The sequence below is a fragment of the Alkalihalobacillus pseudalcaliphilus genome, from assembly GCF_028610675.1.
In the GTDB taxonomy this organism is placed as follows: domain Bacteria; phylum Bacillota; class Bacilli; order Bacillales; family Bacillaceae_D; genus Alkalihalobacillus; species Alkalihalobacillus pseudalcaliphilus.
This window is the reverse complement of the sequence record NZ_JAQQWS010000001.1, coordinates 931,086-948,701: the sequence shown is the minus strand read 5'-3', so window position 1 is coordinate 948,701 and position 17,616 is coordinate 931,086. Positions and strand designations below refer to the sequence as shown.

15 protein-coding genes are annotated in these 17,616 nt (G+C 38.9%); 14 read left to right on the top strand and 1 reads right to left on the bottom strand.

Features of this window, described 5'->3' with window-relative positions:
• The first annotated feature begins 693 nt into the window (after positions 1-693).
• On the top strand, positions 694-1,728 hold the full coding sequence (gene holA / locus PQ479_RS04630) for a DNA polymerase III subunit delta (protein ID WP_047988809.1): 1,035 nt from the start codon (positions 694-696) through the stop codon (positions 1,726-1,728).
• 313 nt (positions 1,729-2,041) lie between these two features.
• Here holA and rpsT read toward each other — a convergent pair whose 3' ends face one another.
• Positions 2,042-2,308: a 30S ribosomal protein S20 gene (gene rpsT, locus PQ479_RS04625; RefSeq protein WP_047988810.1), complete on the bottom strand. Its 267-nt coding sequence runs from the start codon at positions 2,306-2,308 to the stop codon at positions 2,042-2,044.
• Between the two features lie 225 nt (positions 2,309-2,533).
• On the opposite strand from rpsT, the gene gpr reads away from it, so the two are divergent.
• From gpr to deoC, 13 genes are all read left to right on the top strand, one after another.
• Positions 2,534-3,661, top strand: coding sequence for a GPR endopeptidase (gpr, locus tag PQ479_RS04620; RefSeq protein ID WP_047988811.1), 1,128 nt, complete (start codon positions 2,534-2,536; stop codon positions 3,659-3,661).
• A 234-nt stretch (positions 3,662-3,895) separates the two neighbouring features.
• The gene (locus PQ479_RS04615) at positions 3,896-4,144 is read left to right on the top strand and encodes a hypothetical protein (protein WP_273716784.1); all 249 of its coding nucleotides are present in this window, start codon (positions 3,896-3,898) and stop codon (positions 4,142-4,144) included.
• 34 nt (positions 4,145-4,178) lie between these two features.
• Positions 4,179-4,565: a DUF3679 domain-containing protein gene (locus PQ479_RS04610; RefSeq protein WP_047988813.1), complete on the top strand. Its 387-nt coding sequence runs from the start codon at positions 4,179-4,181 to the stop codon at positions 4,563-4,565.
• 145 nt (positions 4,566-4,710) lie between these two features.
• Positions 4,711-6,531 carry a translation elongation factor 4 gene (gene lepA, locus PQ479_RS04605; RefSeq protein WP_047988814.1) on the top strand — a complete coding sequence of 607 codons (1,821 nt, stop codon included), beginning with the start codon at positions 4,711-4,713 and terminating at the stop codon, positions 6,529-6,531.
• Positions 6,532-6,595: 64 nt separating this feature from the next.
• Complete coding sequence (hemW, locus tag PQ479_RS04600; RefSeq protein WP_047988815.1) at positions 6,596-7,801, top strand: radical SAM family heme chaperone HemW; 1,206 nt, start codon at positions 6,596-6,598, stop codon at positions 7,799-7,801.
• A 77-nt stretch (positions 7,802-7,878) separates the two neighbouring features.
• On the top strand, positions 7,879-8,901 hold the full coding sequence (gene hrcA / locus PQ479_RS04595; protein ID WP_047988816.1) for a heat-inducible transcriptional repressor HrcA: 1,023 nt from the start codon (positions 7,879-7,881) through the stop codon (positions 8,899-8,901).
• Positions 8,902-9,002: 101 nt separating this feature from the next.
• Positions 9,003-9,578, top strand: coding sequence for a nucleotide exchange factor GrpE (gene grpE / locus PQ479_RS04590; RefSeq protein ID WP_273716858.1), 576 nt, complete (start codon positions 9,003-9,005; stop codon positions 9,576-9,578).
• Positions 9,579-9,609: 31 nt separating this feature from the next.
• Entirely contained in the window at positions 9,610-11,451 is a 1,842-nt protein-coding gene (dnaK, locus tag PQ479_RS04585; protein ID WP_047988818.1) for a molecular chaperone DnaK, read from the top strand.
• 238 nt (positions 11,452-11,689) lie between these two features.
• A complete protein-coding gene (gene dnaJ / locus PQ479_RS04580) occupies positions 11,690-12,805 on the top strand; it encodes a molecular chaperone DnaJ (protein WP_047988819.1) in 1,116 nt (371 codons plus the stop codon).
• A 51-nt stretch (positions 12,806-12,856) separates the two neighbouring features.
• The gene (prmA, locus tag PQ479_RS04575; RefSeq protein ID WP_047989555.1) at positions 12,857-13,792 is read left to right on the top strand and encodes a 50S ribosomal protein L11 methyltransferase; all 936 of its coding nucleotides are present in this window, start codon (positions 12,857-12,859) and stop codon (positions 13,790-13,792) included.
• Positions 13,793-13,814: 22 nt separating this feature from the next.
• Positions 13,815-14,573, top strand: coding sequence for a 16S rRNA (uracil(1498)-N(3))-methyltransferase (locus PQ479_RS04570; protein ID WP_420535521.1), 759 nt, complete (start codon positions 13,815-13,817; stop codon positions 14,571-14,573).
• A 5-nt stretch (positions 14,574-14,578) separates the two neighbouring features.
• Positions 14,579-15,934, top strand: coding sequence for a tRNA (N(6)-L-threonylcarbamoyladenosine(37)-C(2))-methylthiotransferase MtaB (gene mtaB / locus PQ479_RS04565; protein ID WP_047988821.1), 1,356 nt, complete (start codon positions 14,579-14,581; stop codon positions 15,932-15,934).
• A gap of 915 nt (positions 15,935-16,849) precedes the next feature.
• The gene (gene deoC, locus PQ479_RS04560; RefSeq protein WP_047988822.1) at positions 16,850-17,521 is read left to right on the top strand and encodes a deoxyribose-phosphate aldolase; all 672 of its coding nucleotides are present in this window, start codon (positions 16,850-16,852) and stop codon (positions 17,519-17,521) included.
• The last annotated feature ends 95 nt before the right edge of the window (positions 17,522-17,616 follow it).

The window sequence follows — 17,616 nt, the reverse complement described above, 5'->3', positions numbered from 1 at the left end:
GATCCGTATACATAAAGAGTACTGGCTACTTTGTTAAGAGTTGTCACCTATAGAAGAGGAATGCATAGGATATGATACACAGTAAGAGATGATTATCGTTATAGCGAAGAATACCTAGGATCCTCGCTATGCGTTTATCATAAATGGGGGGATGTCAGTTTTACGGAAACTGGGATCCTCCTTCTTCATTCTTCAGGAAAAACAAGCTACATATTCTAACTAGTTTTGTGCGACCTCTAAAACAGCTCCGCCACCAACAAAGATGAAAGTGTGGTTTTGCTCTTTAACTGGTGGCTTTTCATTCATAAACGGTTTTGAGGATTCTCGCACTTTGCCGTAGCCCCGCCACTTTTTTGGAAAGAGCTCGCAAGAGCTTTCCTAAAAAGATACAGCGCACCGCACAACACCACCAACCAAAAAAATGTGTAGTATTTCATCAGGATTAGTATCTAAAATCAAGTGTTTTTGGACCTTTGAAAAGCGAAATGAACCTTTAGACGAAATCATTCGTCTGTGAGGTCATTTCGCTTTTCAAAAACGGTCAAAAACAAAGACCGAAAGGTCAACATATCTCGAGAAATGTGCACTATCCTTGTAATTTTCACATAAAAAATACTTGTGTATACCTGCATTATTCAATAAGCTTAAATGAATAGCATTAAAATAGAAATACATAAAGTCTGGGGATTAAAAATGAACTATATACAAGTAAAAAAATCAATAGAACAAGGAAAACTTAGTCCTGTTTATTTTACATATGGAACACAAGCTTTCATCATGGAAGAATTAAATCAAAGTATCTTAAAAAAGCTTCATGAGTCCCAACAGCAAGAACCAAATAACATCGCCTATAGGCTTCAAGATACCCCTATTGAACAAATTATTGAAGAAGCAGAAACGGTCTCCTTTTTTGGTGGCAGGAAACTAGTTATTATTCGTGACTTTTATGCCGTAACTAGTCAAAAAGTTGAGTCAAGACTCGAACATAATTTTGATGTACTTGAACGTTATATGCAAAATCCGTTATCTGAAACAATTGTTGTCATCCAAGCACCATATGAAAAACTGGATGAGCGGAAAAAATTGACGAAGCTATTGAAAAAAGAAGCTCAAATCGTTGAAGCAAATCCGTTGGATGAACAATCTTTACATTCGTGGATAGACGAACAAATGAAAGAAAGGCAAGTGAAAATTTCAACCGAAGTAAAGAATACACTCATAGAACGGATCGGCACGAATTTACTTATGTTGGCGTCAGAGGTTGAGAAGCTTTGCTTATATGTAGGAGAAGGTGGAGAGATTGCAACGGAGCATGTAGAAACGCTTGTTGCACGAACGTTAGAACAAGATATTTTTGCTTTAATTGATTTTGCCATTACGAAACAAACCGACAGAGCATTAGTCATTTATCACGATTTACTGAGGCAAAAAGAAGAGCCGTTAAAAATCTTAGCCCTCTTAACGAGGCAATTCCGAATTTATTATCAACTAAAAGAATTACATCAACGGGGTTATTCGCAAAAAGAAATGGCCAGTCAATTAAAGCTACATCCTTATGTAGTTAAATTAACAGTGCAGAAATTACACCATTTTAACAAGGGGAAACTTTACCAATTAATAGAGTTAGCTGCAGATACCGATTACGCCATTAAGACCGGAAAAATGGAAAAAGTATTTGCCGTAGAACTATTAATTCTAAAACTCGGTATTGAACAACATCGAGATTAAAAAAAGTATGATTCGTAAGTTTGGTATGATGGAAAAGTAAAATATATCCTTTAGAATCTTTTTGTAATAAAGAATGTGGACGAGCTACATTTTAAACCTGAGAATTAGTCATAACCTGAGGAGATTCCAGTGAAACGTGGTGGGAGGACCGGTAGCTGGTCTTCGAGCTACGCCGATTAGCTCAACGCCATGTGATTGTCTCGGAGCATGATTTTCGGTAGCGGCAAGCAGAGCTCCGCACATAATCATTAGCGTCACTTTCGTACAAAAAAGTGATGAGAAGAAAACTTCTCATCACTTTTTTTGGTCCTTATTATGCAGTTACACTGTTTAATTTCTTCGCTAGGCGAGACTTTTGACGAGATGCTGCATTTTTATGAATAAGACCTTTGTTCGCTGCTTTATCAAGCTTTTTAGTAGCTGTAACAAAAGCTGTTTTCGCATTTTCTGCATTACCAGCCTCTACAGTAGCTTCAAAGTTTTTAACTGCTGTACGAAGAGCTGATTTAATCGCGATGTTTTGCGCACGTTGCTTGTCATTTGTTTTCACACGTTTGATTGCTGATTTAATATTTGGCATACCTTTCACCTCCTGAAGAAACAGTAGCTGTTTCAACTTACTCTCTAACAATAAAGTAAGAGTCGTTTTATCCTTTATTCAAGGCCATGATAATATCACGAATACTATCAATACAACAATCTGCATTCTATCAAAAAAAGCAACTAATTGCAATAGAAGAATGAAAACAAAACGAGAAGGAAACGCTATTCATACCGTTTATTTTTAGAGGTGGAGGTATAAATAATGTATAATGAAAAAGAACTTGATTTGTCAAAATATCAAATACGAACAGATTTAGCAGTAGAGGCACATCAAATTGCTCTTGAAGAGAATCAACAAGTACCGCAAAGTATAAACCAATCATCTGTTGATGGAGTAACCGTTATAGAAGATGATGTCGATGGTGTTAAAATAACAAGAGTCGAAATTTCAGAGGAAGGTGCCAAGAGGCTGCAAAAGAAGCCAGGTAAGTATTTATCATTTGAATCCCAAGCTATTAGGCAAAAAGATACGGAAAAGCAAGCTGTGATGGAGCGAGTTTTTGCAGAGCACTTCCATCAATTTTTAGTTGAAGTTGGTATCCAAGAAGAGCATACATGCTTAGTCGTTGGGCTAGGTAACTGGAATGTTACACCCGACGCCCTAGGTCCGATTGCCGTAGAGAATCTTTTGATTACGAGACATTTGTTTGAACTAGCTCCTGAGCAAGTACAGGATGGATTCCGACCAGTTAGTGCTTTATCGCCTGGTGTTATGGGGTTAACAGGAATTGAAACAAGCGATGTAATTTTTGGTATTATTGAGAAAACCAAACCAGATTTTGTTATCGCTATTGACGCGTTAGCCTCACGTTCAATTGAGCGAGTAAATGCGACGATTCAAGTTTCTGATACGGGCATACATCCTGGTAGTGGGGTTGGTAATAAGAGAAAAGATTTGAGTCGTGATACATTAGGAATTCCTGTAATCGCCGTAGGTATTCCAACAGTAGTAGATGCGGTATCGATTACAAGCGACACGATCGATTTTGTTTTAAAACATTTTGGTAAGGAAATGCGTGAAGGTGGTGCCCCATCACGAGGGTTGGTGCCAGCAGGCATGACTTTTGGTGAGCAACGTACGCTAACGGATGAAGATTTACCGGATGAAAATAAAAGACAAACGATTATGGGGATGATCGGAAATTTAGAAGAAGAAGAAAAGAGACAATTAATTCGTGAGGTTTTATCTCCTTTAGGTCATAATTTAATGGTCACTCCAAAAGAAGTCGATGATTTTATTGAGGATATGGCCAATGTCATTGCGGCAGGACTTAATGCAGCTCTGCATAAATCGATTAACCAAGGGAATACAGGAGCTTATACTCACTGATATTGCTAAAAGAAATGTAAATCAATAACACGAGCCTTTGAGGGCATTAACCCTCGGAGGTTTTTTTAGGTTCTAACTGGACGAGCGTGAACATATAGTATGAACAAATGAAAAAACAGTTTCGTCAAACAAAAATTAATTTGCTAACCTTCCGAAACAGCTGAGGTATTTAATCATAGGGAAATGCATGGGGTTACTCGTGAGAAAAGTGAGAGGAAGCCCGAGAAAAGAGAAATGCCCGGGGTTACTCATGAGAAAAGTGAGAGTAAGCCCGAGAAACCAGAAATGCACGGGGTTACTCATGGAAAAAGCGAGAGTAAGCCCGAGAAAACGAAAATACGCGGGGTTACTCATGGAAAAAGCGAGAGTAAGCCCGAGAAAAGAGAAATGCCCGGGGTTACTCATGAGAAAAGTGAGAGTAAGCCCGAGAAAACGAAAATACGCGGGGTTACTCATGGAAAAAGCGAGAGTAAGCCCGAGTAGTCATTGTATGCACAAATTAGAGGAGGGCATAAAAATGAAGAAATTTCTAATCTATACATGTCTTTTTACTTTCGTTTTAGCTTTTGGTTTACTGGCGGGTGTTCAATACATGAATGAACAAGCAGGGAGGTCCACGCCTGTTCCTTTGAAAAATAATAGCGAGGAAAAGTCACATGAAACACATGAAAAGGAGCAGAAAGAAGAAACTAAAGTGGGACAAGTGACAAAAACAGGAGCCAATGAAGACTTATTAGAAAAACGAGCAAAAAGAGAAGAGCTTGGTAGCTTTAACTTCTTCTCTGACCTAGGTGAACAACTTTCAACATCATTTAATAAAGGAAGCCGTGTTGTGCTTGAGTCCGTTATGGGCTATGCGAACCAATTGTTTACGGGAGTAGTCGGTGGGGGTAGTGCCGATTGATACACGTACAGGGGACCAAAAAGATGGCCGTCGTTTCAAAAAAAAGAATTAATTGGCTAATCCCAATGAAAAAGATTGAACAGCAACGATGTGGTTGCTATAATGAGGGTTAGTCTATGTTGTACGTATAGTAGGAGTGACGAGAATGAATAATGAACAGCGTCGAGCAAGGCAAGAAAAGATTCGTAACTTTTCCATTATTGCTCATATTGATCATGGGAAGTCAACCTTGGCTGACCGTATTTTAGAAAAAACAGGTGCTTTAACTGATCGAGAAATGAAAGAACAAACGTTAGATGCTATGGATTTAGAGCGTGAGCGTGGAATTACGATTAAATTAAATGCTGTCCAGTTAACATATACCGCAAAAGATGGCGAAGAATATATTTTCCATCTTATTGATACACCTGGACATGTCGATTTTACATATGAGGTTTCAAGGAGTTTAGCTGCTTGTGAAGGTGCCTTACTTATCGTAGATGCGGCCCAAGGTATTGAAGCACAGACACTAGCGAATGTATATTTGGCTCTTGATAATGACTTAGAAATTTTACCTGTCATCAATAAAATTGATTTACCAAGTGCGGAGCCTGACCGTGTGAAACAAGAAGTCGAAGATGTGATTGGTTTAGATGCCTCGGATGCTGTCTTGGCCTCTGCCAAAAATGGCATTGGTATTGAAGAGATTTTAGAGCAGGTCGTTGAAAAAGTTCCTGCACCAACTGGTGATCCGGATGGTCCATTAAAGGCTTTAATATTTGACTCTTTATATGACTCTTATCGTGGAGTCGTTGCTTATATTCGAATTATTGAGGGGACTGTAAGGCCCGGACAAAAAATTCGGATGATGGCAACTGGTAAAGAATTTGAAGTGACAGAACTTGGTGTATTTACACCTAAAGCTGAAAAACGTGATGAATTAACGGTGGGAGATGTAGGTTTCTTATCCGCGGCGATTAAAAATGTAGGAGATACCCGTGTAGGTGATACGATTACGAGTGCGAAAAATCCTGCAACTGAGCCGTTACCAGGCTATCGGAAAATGAATCCAATGGTTTACTGTGGCTTATATCCAATTGATACGAATGAATATAACGATTTACGAGAAGCACTAGAACGTCTAGAATTGAATGATGCTTCCCTACAATATGAGCCTGAAACATCTCAAGCATTAGGTTTTGGCTTCCGTTGTGGATTTTTAGGATTACTGCATATGGAGATTATTCAAGAGCGTATTGAGCGTGAATTTGGAATTACATTAATTACTACAGCACCAAGTGTTATATATAATGTAACTATGACAAATGGTGAAGAGTTAAAAGTGGATAACCCAGCTAACATGCCAGATGCTCAAAAAATTGAATATGTTGAAGAGCCGTATGTCAAAGCGAAAGTCATGGTACCGAATGATTATGTTGGAGCGGTGATGGAACTTTGTCAAGGTAAACGTGGTATTTTTGGCGACATGCAATATTTAGATGAAAATCGTGTGCAAATCGTATACGAAATTCCGCTTTCTGAAATTGTTTATGATTTCTTTGACCAGTTGAAGTCTAATACAAAAGGGTATGCCTCGTTTGATTATGAATTAATTGGTTATAAACAGTCTAAGCTTGTGAAAATGGATATTTTATTAAATGCGGAAACGGTTGATGCATTATCTGTTATTGTTCACCGTGATAGTGCTTATGAGCGTGGGAAGATTATTGTAGAAAAACTAAAAGAACTTATACCTCGTCAACAATTTGAAGTGCCAGTTCAAGCAAGTATTGGCCAAAAAATTATTGCCCGTTCGACGATTAAAGCGATGCGTAAAAACGTATTAGCGAAATGTTACGGTGGAGACATATCTCGTAAGCGTAAGTTACTTGAGAAGCAAAAAGAAGGTAAGAAACGAATGAAGTCTGTTGGAAGTGTAGAAGTACCGCAAGAAGCGTTTATGGCTGTTTTAAGAATGGATGATTAATGAGGTCAAGCCGCAGGGGTTATTCTCCTGCGGTTTTTCTATCAAAGGTTAGAGGAGGGGAAGTATGGCAAAAGCAGCGTATATTCACATTCCCTTTTGTGAGCAAATTTGTTTTTATTGCGATTTTAATAAAGTATTTTTAAAAAATCAGCCTGTTAATGAATATATAGAGGCATTATTAAAAGAAATAGATTTAACCAAAGATAAACAGAGTATCTCCGATTTATTAAGGTTAGATACGATATATATTGGTGGGGGGACACCGACAGCTTTAACAGCTGAGCAGTTAGAAAAACTATTGGCTGGCTTACAAACGCGAATTGCTCTTAAAGAAGTGAAAGAATTCACGGTGGAAGTCAATCCTGATAGTGCAACGAAAGACCGTTTAGAAGTCTTACATGCATATGGTGTGAACCGTTTAAGTATAGGTGTACAAACCTTTGATGAAGAGTTACTTCAAGCTATTGGAAGAACACATTCAGAGGCAAATATCAGGCAAGCTATTTTAACGAGTCGAGCGGCAGGGTTTCAAAATATCTCGATCGACCTTATGTTTGGATTACCGCACCAATCTGTTGAGCAATTTGTAAATACTTTAAAGAAAACGTTCGAACTTGGCGTGGAACATATTTCTGCGTATTCTTTGAAAATTGAAGAAAAGACAGTCTTCTTTAATCGACAAAGAAAAGGGAAGTTAAGCTTACCTCCTGAGGAAGACGAAGTTCGTATGTATGAACGACTAAGAAATGAAACGAGCAAACATGGGTATACTCAGTATGAAATTAGTAATTTTGCCAAACCTGGCTTAGAGAGTAAGCACAATTTGGTTTATTGGAATAATGAAGAATATTATGCCTTTGGGGCAGGTTCTCATGGATATTTGCAAGGGGTTCGCTTTCATAATCACGGACCACTTCCCAAATATTTAAAAGCGATTCAAGAAAATAAACTACCTCGGCTACAAGAGCATTTCGTACCACTCGTTGAGAAAATTGAAGAATATATGTTTTTAGGATTGAGGAAAAGGGAAGGATTAAATCGACATCAGTTCCTTAACGATTTTCAACTCGATTATGAGCAATTGTTTGCTAATCAGCTAAAAACATTAAGGGAAAGGTTACTTATTGAAGATACAGACATAGGTATTCGTCTTAGTGACAAAGGTCTCTTGTTAGGTAATGAGGTATTTGAGCAATTTTTAGCTGTACTTGAAGAAGAGAAGCTTGTCATAGACGAAAATGTTTCTAATACTTCAAGTAAATATGATTGACAAATTACGCTCTTTTTGATAATTTATCAATAGATTTAGCACTCAGGTGCTAAGAGTGCTAACAGGGGTGATAATCAATGCTAACAGAGAGACAATTGTTAATTTTACATGCGATTGTAGACGATTATGTACGCTCAGCGGAGCCTGTTGGTTCACGAACCATTTCAAAGCGTGATGATATCTCCTTTAGTTCTGCGACAATCCGTAATGATATGTCGGATTTAGAGGAATTAGGTTTTTTAGAAAAACCACATAGTTCTGCAGGGCGTATTCCGTCGCAAAAGGGTTATCGATATTATGTCGATCATCTCCTGATGCCAGAGAGTCTTACGATAGAAGAAGAGGCTGATATTCAGACCGTTTTTAATGAACGTATTCAGGAAGTAGAGGATGTAATCCAACATTCTGCAAGAGTACTTTCTAATATGACGAGCTATATATCCATTGTGTTAGGACCTGAAGTTTTTGATACGAGGCTAAGAAGTATTCAAATTATCCCATTAACAGACGTATCGGCTATTTTAATTTTAGTGACTGATACGGGTCATGTTGAAAATCAAACGATTGCCATCCCGCCTAATATGATGGGCGAGGACATGCAAATGGTAGTTAATATTTTAAATGACCGTCTAGTTGGTGTTCCGTTATTTGAACTGAAAAATAAGCTAGCAACTGAAGTGGCTAATGTGATGCGTCAACATGTTTCACATTACAAACCATTTATGAATATGCTTAATCGTTCTTTCCATATTCAGAAACAGGATAAAGTTTTCTATAGCGGGAAGATGAATTTATTAAATCAACCAGAGTTTCGAGACATTGAAAAGGTTCGAGTACTCTTTGAGATGTTAGAACAAGATAATCTTATGAATGAGGTGCTACGTTCTCATAAAGTAGGGCTTCAAGTGAGAATTGGTCAAGAAAATGAACATAAGGCATTTGATAATATTAGTATGATTACAGCTAGCTATGAAGTGGCTGGTCGCCATATGGGTACCATTGGTATTATAGGGCCAACTCGTATGGAATATCGGCGGGTCATGAGTGTTGTTGATATGATCTCAAAAGATTTAACGAAGATATTAACGAGGCATCGTTAAAAAATATCCCATCATAAATGAGATAAGAAACCTAATTATCTTTTGTCTCGTATAAGAGATAATTAGGTTATGCTTGAGTAAGTTTACTCTAAGAGGAGGTGATTTTAATGAAGAAGGAAACAGAAGAAATGGAAGCGACTGTAGAGGAACATGCTGAGGAAGTGACTGAACAAGAAACTTCTGAAGAAACAACGGATGATTCTACAGATGAGAACGCCAGACAAGTTAACTCAAGGGAAGTTGAGCTCGAATTGCAAGTGGCTGATTTAAATCAACGTATCTTAAGAGTTCAAGCTGATTATGATAATTTCAGACGTCGTTCTCGTGAGGAAAAAGAGTCGGCGGCTAAATATAGATCGCAAAATGTTATCGAAGGGCTTTTACCTGTTTTAGATAACTTCGAACGTGCTCTTTTAGTGGAGCCTGAAAACGAAGAAGCGAAATCATTGCTTACTGGAATGGAAATGGTCTATCGTCAATTACAGGAAGCTCTTAAAAATGAAGGTATTGAAGTAATTCCAACTGTTGGAGAGAACTTCGATCCACATCGTCATCAAGCTGTTATGCAAGTTGAAGAAGAGGGTTATGAATCCAACCAAATTGTGGCAGAATTACAAAAAGGCTATTTGCTCAAAGACAAGGTCATTCGCCCATCAATGGTAAAGGTAAACGCATAATTACATACAAATTAATAGGAGGCACAAAAAAATGAGTAAAATTATCGGAATTGACTTAGGAACGACAAACTCTTGTGTGGCTGTTATGGAGGGTGGAGAAGCAACTGTCATTCCAAACCCAGAAGGAAACCGCACAACACCATCTGTCGTAGCATTTAAAGACGGAGAGCGTCTAGTAGGGGAAGTAGCAAAGCGTCAAGCCATTACGAACCCTAATACAATCATGTCTATCAAACGTTATATGGGTACAGACCATAAAGAGACAGTTGATGGAAAAGAATTCACACCTCAAGAAATCTCTGCAATTATTTTACAAAAATTAAAGTCAGATGCAGAAGCTTATCTTGGTGAAACGGTAACTAAAGCGGTTATCACGGTTCCAGCTTACTTTAATGACTCGCAACGTCAAGCGACAAAAGACGCTGGAAAAATTGCTGGTTTAGAAGTGGAACGTATCGTCAATGAGCCAACGGCTGCAGCGCTTGCTTATGGACTAGAAAAAGAAGAAGATCAAACGATTCTTGTTTATGACCTAGGTGGCGGTACATTTGACGTTTCTATCCTTGAACTTGGCGATGGATTCTTTGAAGTAAAAGCGACTTCTGGTGACAATAAACTAGGTGGAGACGATTTTGACCAAGTTATTATCGACTATTTAGTTGAATCATTTAAGAAGGATAACGGCATTGACCTTTCTCAAGATAAAATGGCGATGCAACGTTTAAAAGACGCCGCAGAAAAAGCGAAAAAAGATTTATCTGGTGTAACTCAAACACAAATCTCATTACCATTTATTACAGCAGACCAAACAGGGCCTAAACACTTAGAAGTAAGCTTAAGTCGTGCGAAATTTGAAGAGTTATCTTCTGATTTAGTAGAGCGTACTTTGGCACCAACTCGACGTGCTTTATCTGACTCTGGCTTATCTGCTTCAGAAATTGATAAAGTAGTATTAGTTGGTGGTTCAACACGTATTCCAGCTGTACAAGATGCGATTAAGAAGTTAACAGGTCAAGATCCTCATAAAGGTGTTAACCCAGATGAAGTTGTTGCCTTAGGTGCAGCTGTTCAAGCGGGCGTTTTAACTGGTGATGTTAAGGATGTTGTATTATTAGATGTAACTCCACTTTCATTAGGAATTGAAACAATGGGTGGCGTATTTACAAAATTAATTGAGCGTAATACGACGATTCCAACTTCGAAATCTCAAGTATTCTCTACAGCTGCTGATAACCAACCTTCTGTAGACATTCATGTCCTACAAGGTGAGCGTGAAATGGCAGCTAATAATAAAACATTAGGTCGTTTCCAATTAACGGATATCCCACCAGCTCCACGTGGTGTTCCACAAATTGAAGTGAGCTTCGACCTTGATGCGAACGGTATCGTAAATGTTAAAGCGAAAGACTTAGGAACAAATAAAGAGCAGTCCATTACGATTACATCTTCATCTGGTTTATCTGATGAAGAAATTGACAAAATGGTTAAAGATGCAGAAGCAAACGCTGAAGATGACAAAAAGCGTCGTGAAGAAGTAGAGCTTCGTAATGAAGCCGATCAACTTGTCTTCCAAACAGAAAAGACGTTAAAAGACGTGGGAGAAGCGGTTGATGCAAGTGAGAAGGAAAAAGCAGAAGCGGCAAAAGATAAGTTAAAAGCAGCTATTGAAGCGAACAACTTAGATGAAATCCGTACGGCGAAAGATGAGCTTCAAGAAGTATTAACAGCTATTACAACGAAAATGTATGAAGCAGCAGCTCAAGCTCAACAAGCACAACAAGGTGCTGGTGGAGAAGAGAATGGTCAACAAACAAAATCTGATGATAATGTTGTGGATGCTGATTACGAAGAAGTCAACGACGACAAAAAGTAATACGATCTTAATTGGTAGGGGAGTTCATCCCCTATGAACTTGGCAAAAGTCAAAGTCAGCTTAATGGCTTTGACTTTTTTCAAGGAGATTGAATATGCGTCTTGCACAGCGATAAAAAGTGATGGTAAGATGTACGTTATGGACTAGTGGAGCGGCAACAAATAAACGTCACTTCTAATTAGTAGGAATAATAGGATGAAGAAACCAATGTTGATAATAGTCTCGGGGAGTGGATGAAATGAGTAAACGCGATTACTATGATGTCCTCGGCGTTGAAAAGGGTGCTTCTGTTGATGAGATGAAAAAAGCGTACAGAAAGCTTGCGCGGAAATATCATCCGGATGTCAACAAAGCAGCAGATGCTGAGACCAAATTTAAGGAAGTAAAGGAAGCTTATGATGTTTTAAGTGACCCTCAAAAGAAATCACAATATGACCAATTTGGTCATGCAGCTACAAATCAAGGATTTGGCGGAGCTGGTTCTGGTGATTTTGGTGGCTTCGGCGATATTTTTGATATGTTCTTTGGCGGTGGCGGGGGTCGCAGAAATCCCAATGCACCACGTCAAGGGGCTGACCTTCAATACACGATGACGGTTGAATTTAAAGAGGCTGTATTTGGTAAAGATACGGAAATTGAAATTCCACGCGAAGAAAACTGTACTACATGTGATGGTTCTGGAGCAAAACCAGGAACAAAGCCAGAAACATGCTCGCACTGCCAAGGGTCAGGGCAAATGAGTGTTGAACAAAACACACCATTTGGCCGCGTTGTCAACCGCCGCGTATGTCACCATTGTGAGGGGACAGGAAAGCAAATTAAACATAAATGTTCAACATGTGCTGGTAAAGGAAAAGTACGTAAGCGCAAAAAAATTAGTGTTAAAGTTCCAGCTGGTATCGATCACGGACAGCAACTTCGAGTGGCTGGTCAAGGAGAACCCGGAACAAATGGTGGGCCTCCGGGAGATTTATTTGTCGTATTTAATGTGAAGTCCCATGAGTTCTTTGAACGTGAAGGCGACGATATCTACTGTGAAATGCCGTTAACCTTTGCTCAAGTAGCTTTAGGTGACGAAATTGAGGTCCCAACCTTAAATGGTAAAGTGAAATTAAAAATTCCTGCAGGGACACAAACGGGTACGAATTTCCGATTGCGTGGAAAAGGAGTACCGAATGTTCATGGGCGTGGTCAAGGTGACCAACATGTTCAAGTGCGTGTAGTAATTCCAAAGAACTTAACAGATAAGCAAAAAGAAGTGATTCGAGATTTTGCCAATCTATCAGGAAATAAGATTGATGAACAAGACGATAGTTTTTTTGGGAAAGTAAAGAGAGCATTTAAGGGCGATTAATTTACTAAGTGTTTAATGGAGAAATCATGAAGGATGGAGTTGGAAGAAATAATGAAATGGATTGAATTTAGTATTCATACTACCCAGGAGGCGGTTGAACCTGTCTCTAACATATTACATGAAGCAGGTGCCAGTGGTGTTGTCATTGAGGACCCAGCTGATCTTGTAAAGGAATGGGGCGATCGTTTCGGTGAAATCTATCAACTCTCTCCTGATGATTATCCTGAAGAAGGTGTCATTGTCAAAGCGTATTTCCCTGAGACAAGTTTTTTATCAGAAACGATTGAAGAAGTTACACTTTCAATAAAAGGATTATCTCAATATAATATTGATCTAGGGTTAAATAAAATAAATTTGACCGAAGTGAAAGAGGAAGAGTGGGCAACGGCTTGGAAGAAGTATTACAAGCCCGTGAAGATTTCACAAAAGATTACCATCGTTCCTACTTGGGAAGAATATACAGCAAATGAAGAAGAAATGATTATTGAATTAGATCCTGGTATGGCCTTTGGAACAGGTACACATCCAACTACTGTATTATGTATTCAAGCCTTAGAAAAAGTAATACAGGGAGATGAGCGTATTGTCGATGTTGGTACAGGCTCTGGAGTATTAAGTATCGCTGCGGCAAAGCTTGGAGCAAGCTCCATTCTTAGTACAGATCTAGATGAGGTAGCGGTGGAAAGTGCTCAAATGAATATTGAGTTAAATAAACTCAGCGATAAAATTGAGGTCAAACAAAATGACTTATTAAAAGGGATTGATGGACCTTATGATATCGTTGTCTCCAACATTTTAGCGGAGATCATCGTGAAATTCACCCAAGATGCGGCAGCGATCCTTAAACCAGGTGGAGCTTTTATTACGTCTGGTATTATAAAAAGAAAAAAACAAGAAGTGAAAGACTCTTTAATAGAAGCTGGATTAACGATTCAAGAAGTTGTTGAAATGGACGATTGGGTAGCGATCATTGCTACAAAGTCATAATCCTCAACTGCTATAAGGTGGGGTGTGTGTATTGCAAAGATATTTTGTTAAGTCAGTGACTGAAGTGAGCTTTACGATTACAAGTGATGATGCTAAGCATATAAGTCGTGTGATGAGAATGAATAGTGGTGACAAAATCATTTGTGTTTCTGAGCAAGAGCATGAAGCATTCCTCTGTCAATTACTTACCGTCGATATTGAAAAGGTGGAAGTGAAGGTACTAGAGAAAGTAAAGGTAGAGACAGAACTTCCTGTACATGTGACCGTTGCTCAAAGTTTGCCAAAAGGGGATAAGCTAGATTACATTGTCCAAAAAGGGACGGAGCTTGGAGCGTCTCATTTTATACCACTCCAGTCAAAACGAGCAATCGTAAAGTGGGAAGCTAAAAAAGTAAAAAAGAAACTGGAAAGATTACAAAAAATCGCCAAGGAAGCAGCAGAACAATCGTATCGTTTAGTTATACCTCAAATAGCCGATCCTATTAATTGGAATGAACTGATTGAGCGTGTACAGGAATACGATTTGGTTATTGTTGCTTATGAAGAGCAAGCTAAAAGTGGAGAACAAGCCGAATTAGCTAAGGCATTAAATCAACTAGAAGACGGGAATCATATTTTAGTTGTTATCGGACCAGAGGGTGGTCTTGATTCCGAAGAAGTACAAGCCTTACATAATAAAGGGGCAAAAGTATGTGGACTTGGGCCGAGAATATTAAGAACTGAAACGGCCTCCCTATATATGTTAGCTGCAATATCTTATCAATTTGAATTATTGAGGTGAAGAAAATGCCTTCAGTTGCATTTCATACATTAGGTTGTAAAGTAAATCATTATGAAACAGAAGCGATTTGGCAGTTATTTAAAGCTCAAAATTACGAGAAGGTCGATTTTGAGAAGCGTTCTGACGTTTATGTAATTAATACGTGTACCGTTACGAATACGGGTGATAAGAAAAGTCGTCAAGTGATTCGTCGTGCCATTAGAAAGAATCCTGATGCAGTCATTTGTGTGACGGGTTGTTATGCTCAAACATCTCCTGCAGAAATTATGGCAATCCCTGGAGTTGACATCGTTGTTGGTACGCAGGAAAGAGTGAAAATGCTTGAATATATCGAGCAGTTTAAAGAAGAAAGAGAACCGATTAATGGTGTTGGTAATATAATGAGAAGTCGTGTCTACGAAGAGCTTGATGTGCCTTCATTTACAGACCGAACTCGAGCCTCTTTAAAAATTCAAGAAGGCTGTAATAACTTTTGTACATTCTGTATTATTCCATGGGCTCGTGGATTAATGCGTTCTAGAGATCCGCAAGAAGTTCTAAACCAAGCCAATCAATTAGTAGAAGCAGGTTATAAAGAAATTGTTTTAACGGGCATTCATACAGGTGGTTATGGAGAAGATTTGAAAGACTATAGCTTAGCTCGATTGTTAGAGGATTTGGAAACGGTTGAAGGCCTTAAACGTATTCGCATTTCCTCGATTGAAGCAAGTCAGTTAACCGATGAAGTCATTGATGTGATTGATCGTTCTGAAAAGGTCGTCCGTCATCTTCATATTCCGATCCAGTCGGGTTCTAATACAGTCCTAAAAAGAATGCGTCGAAAATACACGATGGAATTTTTTGCTGAGCGAATTGAAAAATTAAAAGGTGTATTACCTGGACTTGCGATTACTTCCGATGTTATTGTTGGTTTTCCGGGAGAAACGGATGCTGAGTTCCAGGAAACATATGATTTTATTGCCAAGCATAAATTCAGCGAATTACATGTGTTCCCTTATTCGAAGCGTACTGGTACGCCAGCTGCTAGGATGGACGATCAAGTGGATGAAGAAGTGAAAAATCAAAGAGTGCATAAGCTTATTGAGCTTTCTAATCAGCTTGCTAAGGAATATGCGAGTCGTTTTGAGCAAGATGTACTGGAAATGATTCCAGAAGAAGTAGATAAGGATCAGCCTGATAGTGGTTATTTGATTGGGTATACGGATAATTATTTAAAAGTTAAAGTAAGAGTACCTGAAGCGATGATCGGAAAGATCATGAAGGTGAAGGTAACGAAACCTGGATATCCATATAGCGAGGGTGAATTTGTTCGCGTCATGGATGAGGATGATGCGGGATTAAAACAAGCTGTTTCAAACTAATATTGAATTCTAATAGTCATGTGGAGTTTGTCTCTGCATGGCTTTTTGTATGGAAGTTTAATGGGTGGTGTTCATTTCTCAAGGTTCATTTCGATTTTCAAAACTTCACGCAGTGGCGTGAAGAAGCCAAGCGAGCTTGGCTAACGGTCCAAAAACACTTGGATTTTAGATACTAAACCTGGTGGGGTTACTATTATCTCTTTTTGTTGTTGGTGGCTGTTTGTGCGGTGCGCTGAATCTTTTTGGGAAAACCCTTGCCCGGCAACACCCAAAAAGTGGCGGGGCTACAGCAAATTGTGAGAATTCTCAAAACCGATATTGAATGAAAAGCCACCAGTAAAAGAGTAAAACCACACTTTCATGTTTGTTGGTTTTTTAACTTTTATTACTTTTCAATAAAGATGAAAGTAATGTTATGCTTTTTAACTGATAGCATTTCATTCACTTTGTTTTTTTGTTAATGGATCTTATTTGTACTTGAGAATCAGCAGTACCCAGCGGACGAAAACATGCGGAGACTCCCATGGGACGTAGTGGCAGAGCTGAGATCCACCGGTGAAGCCAGTTAGCTCAGCGCCACCCCATAGGACTCGGATCATGATTTTCGGTAGCGGCAATTAACGCTCCGCACTTGAGCTTTAGTCCACTTTCATACAAAAGCAACTACAATTTGAGAGTAGCTTCACATTAGGGCTACTTGAGCATGATAGTTTAGCGGGATCGGTGTAGAGTGTGTGTAGATTGCTCCAAGAGGATAAGGATTAATTATTGTGTTAACGCTACTATTGAAGAAGTTACATTCCCTGTTTTGCTATTGAGATTGGTTTTGGATGAATTTTTGCTGTGTCTAGAGAATAACTCTAGATTATGGTAAAATGGAAGAGGTTCGGACAAGTTGAGAGGAAGTGTTCATAGATGGATTTAGCACGATATATTGATCATACGGCATTAAAAGCCAATACGACAGAGGGAGAGATTATGACACTTTGTAACGAGGCAAAGGAATATCGTTTTGCTTCTGTTTGTGTAAACCCTTTTTGGGTTAAGTTTGCTTCAGACAAGTTGAAAGATGTAGCAAATGAAGTGAAGGTATGTACAGTCATTGGTTTTCCATTAGGAGCGACAACAACGGCGACAAAAGCTTTTGAGACAAAAGATGCGATTGAAAATGGGGCAACTGAAGTGGATATGGTCATTAATATCGCGGCTTTAAAGGCCGGCGATACAGCATATGTCCAAGAAGATATTGAAGCGGTTGTTAACGCTGCAAAGGGAAAAGCTCTGGTTAAAGTTATTATTGAGACATGTTTATTAACAGATGAAGAAAAGGTACTAGCGTGCAAACTTGCCGTGGCTGCTCATGCAGATTTTGTCAAAACATCAACAGGCTTTTCTACTGGAGGAGCAACAGTAGCTGACATTCAATTGATGAGAGAAACCGTTGGTCCAAATGTAGGAGTTAAAGCTTCAGGTGGTGTACGTGATCTTGACGGGGCAAAAGAAATGATAGAAGCGGGGGCAACAAGAATCGGTGCAAGCGCTGGCGTTTCTATCGTTAAAGGATTAACAGGAACAAACGATTATTAACAGTTACGTGCACCGGATATACTGACGGTGCACTTTGTTCTATATGTTCATAGGAAACTTGGTTCAACAGTAAGAAAAGAGCTAACCATGACAGT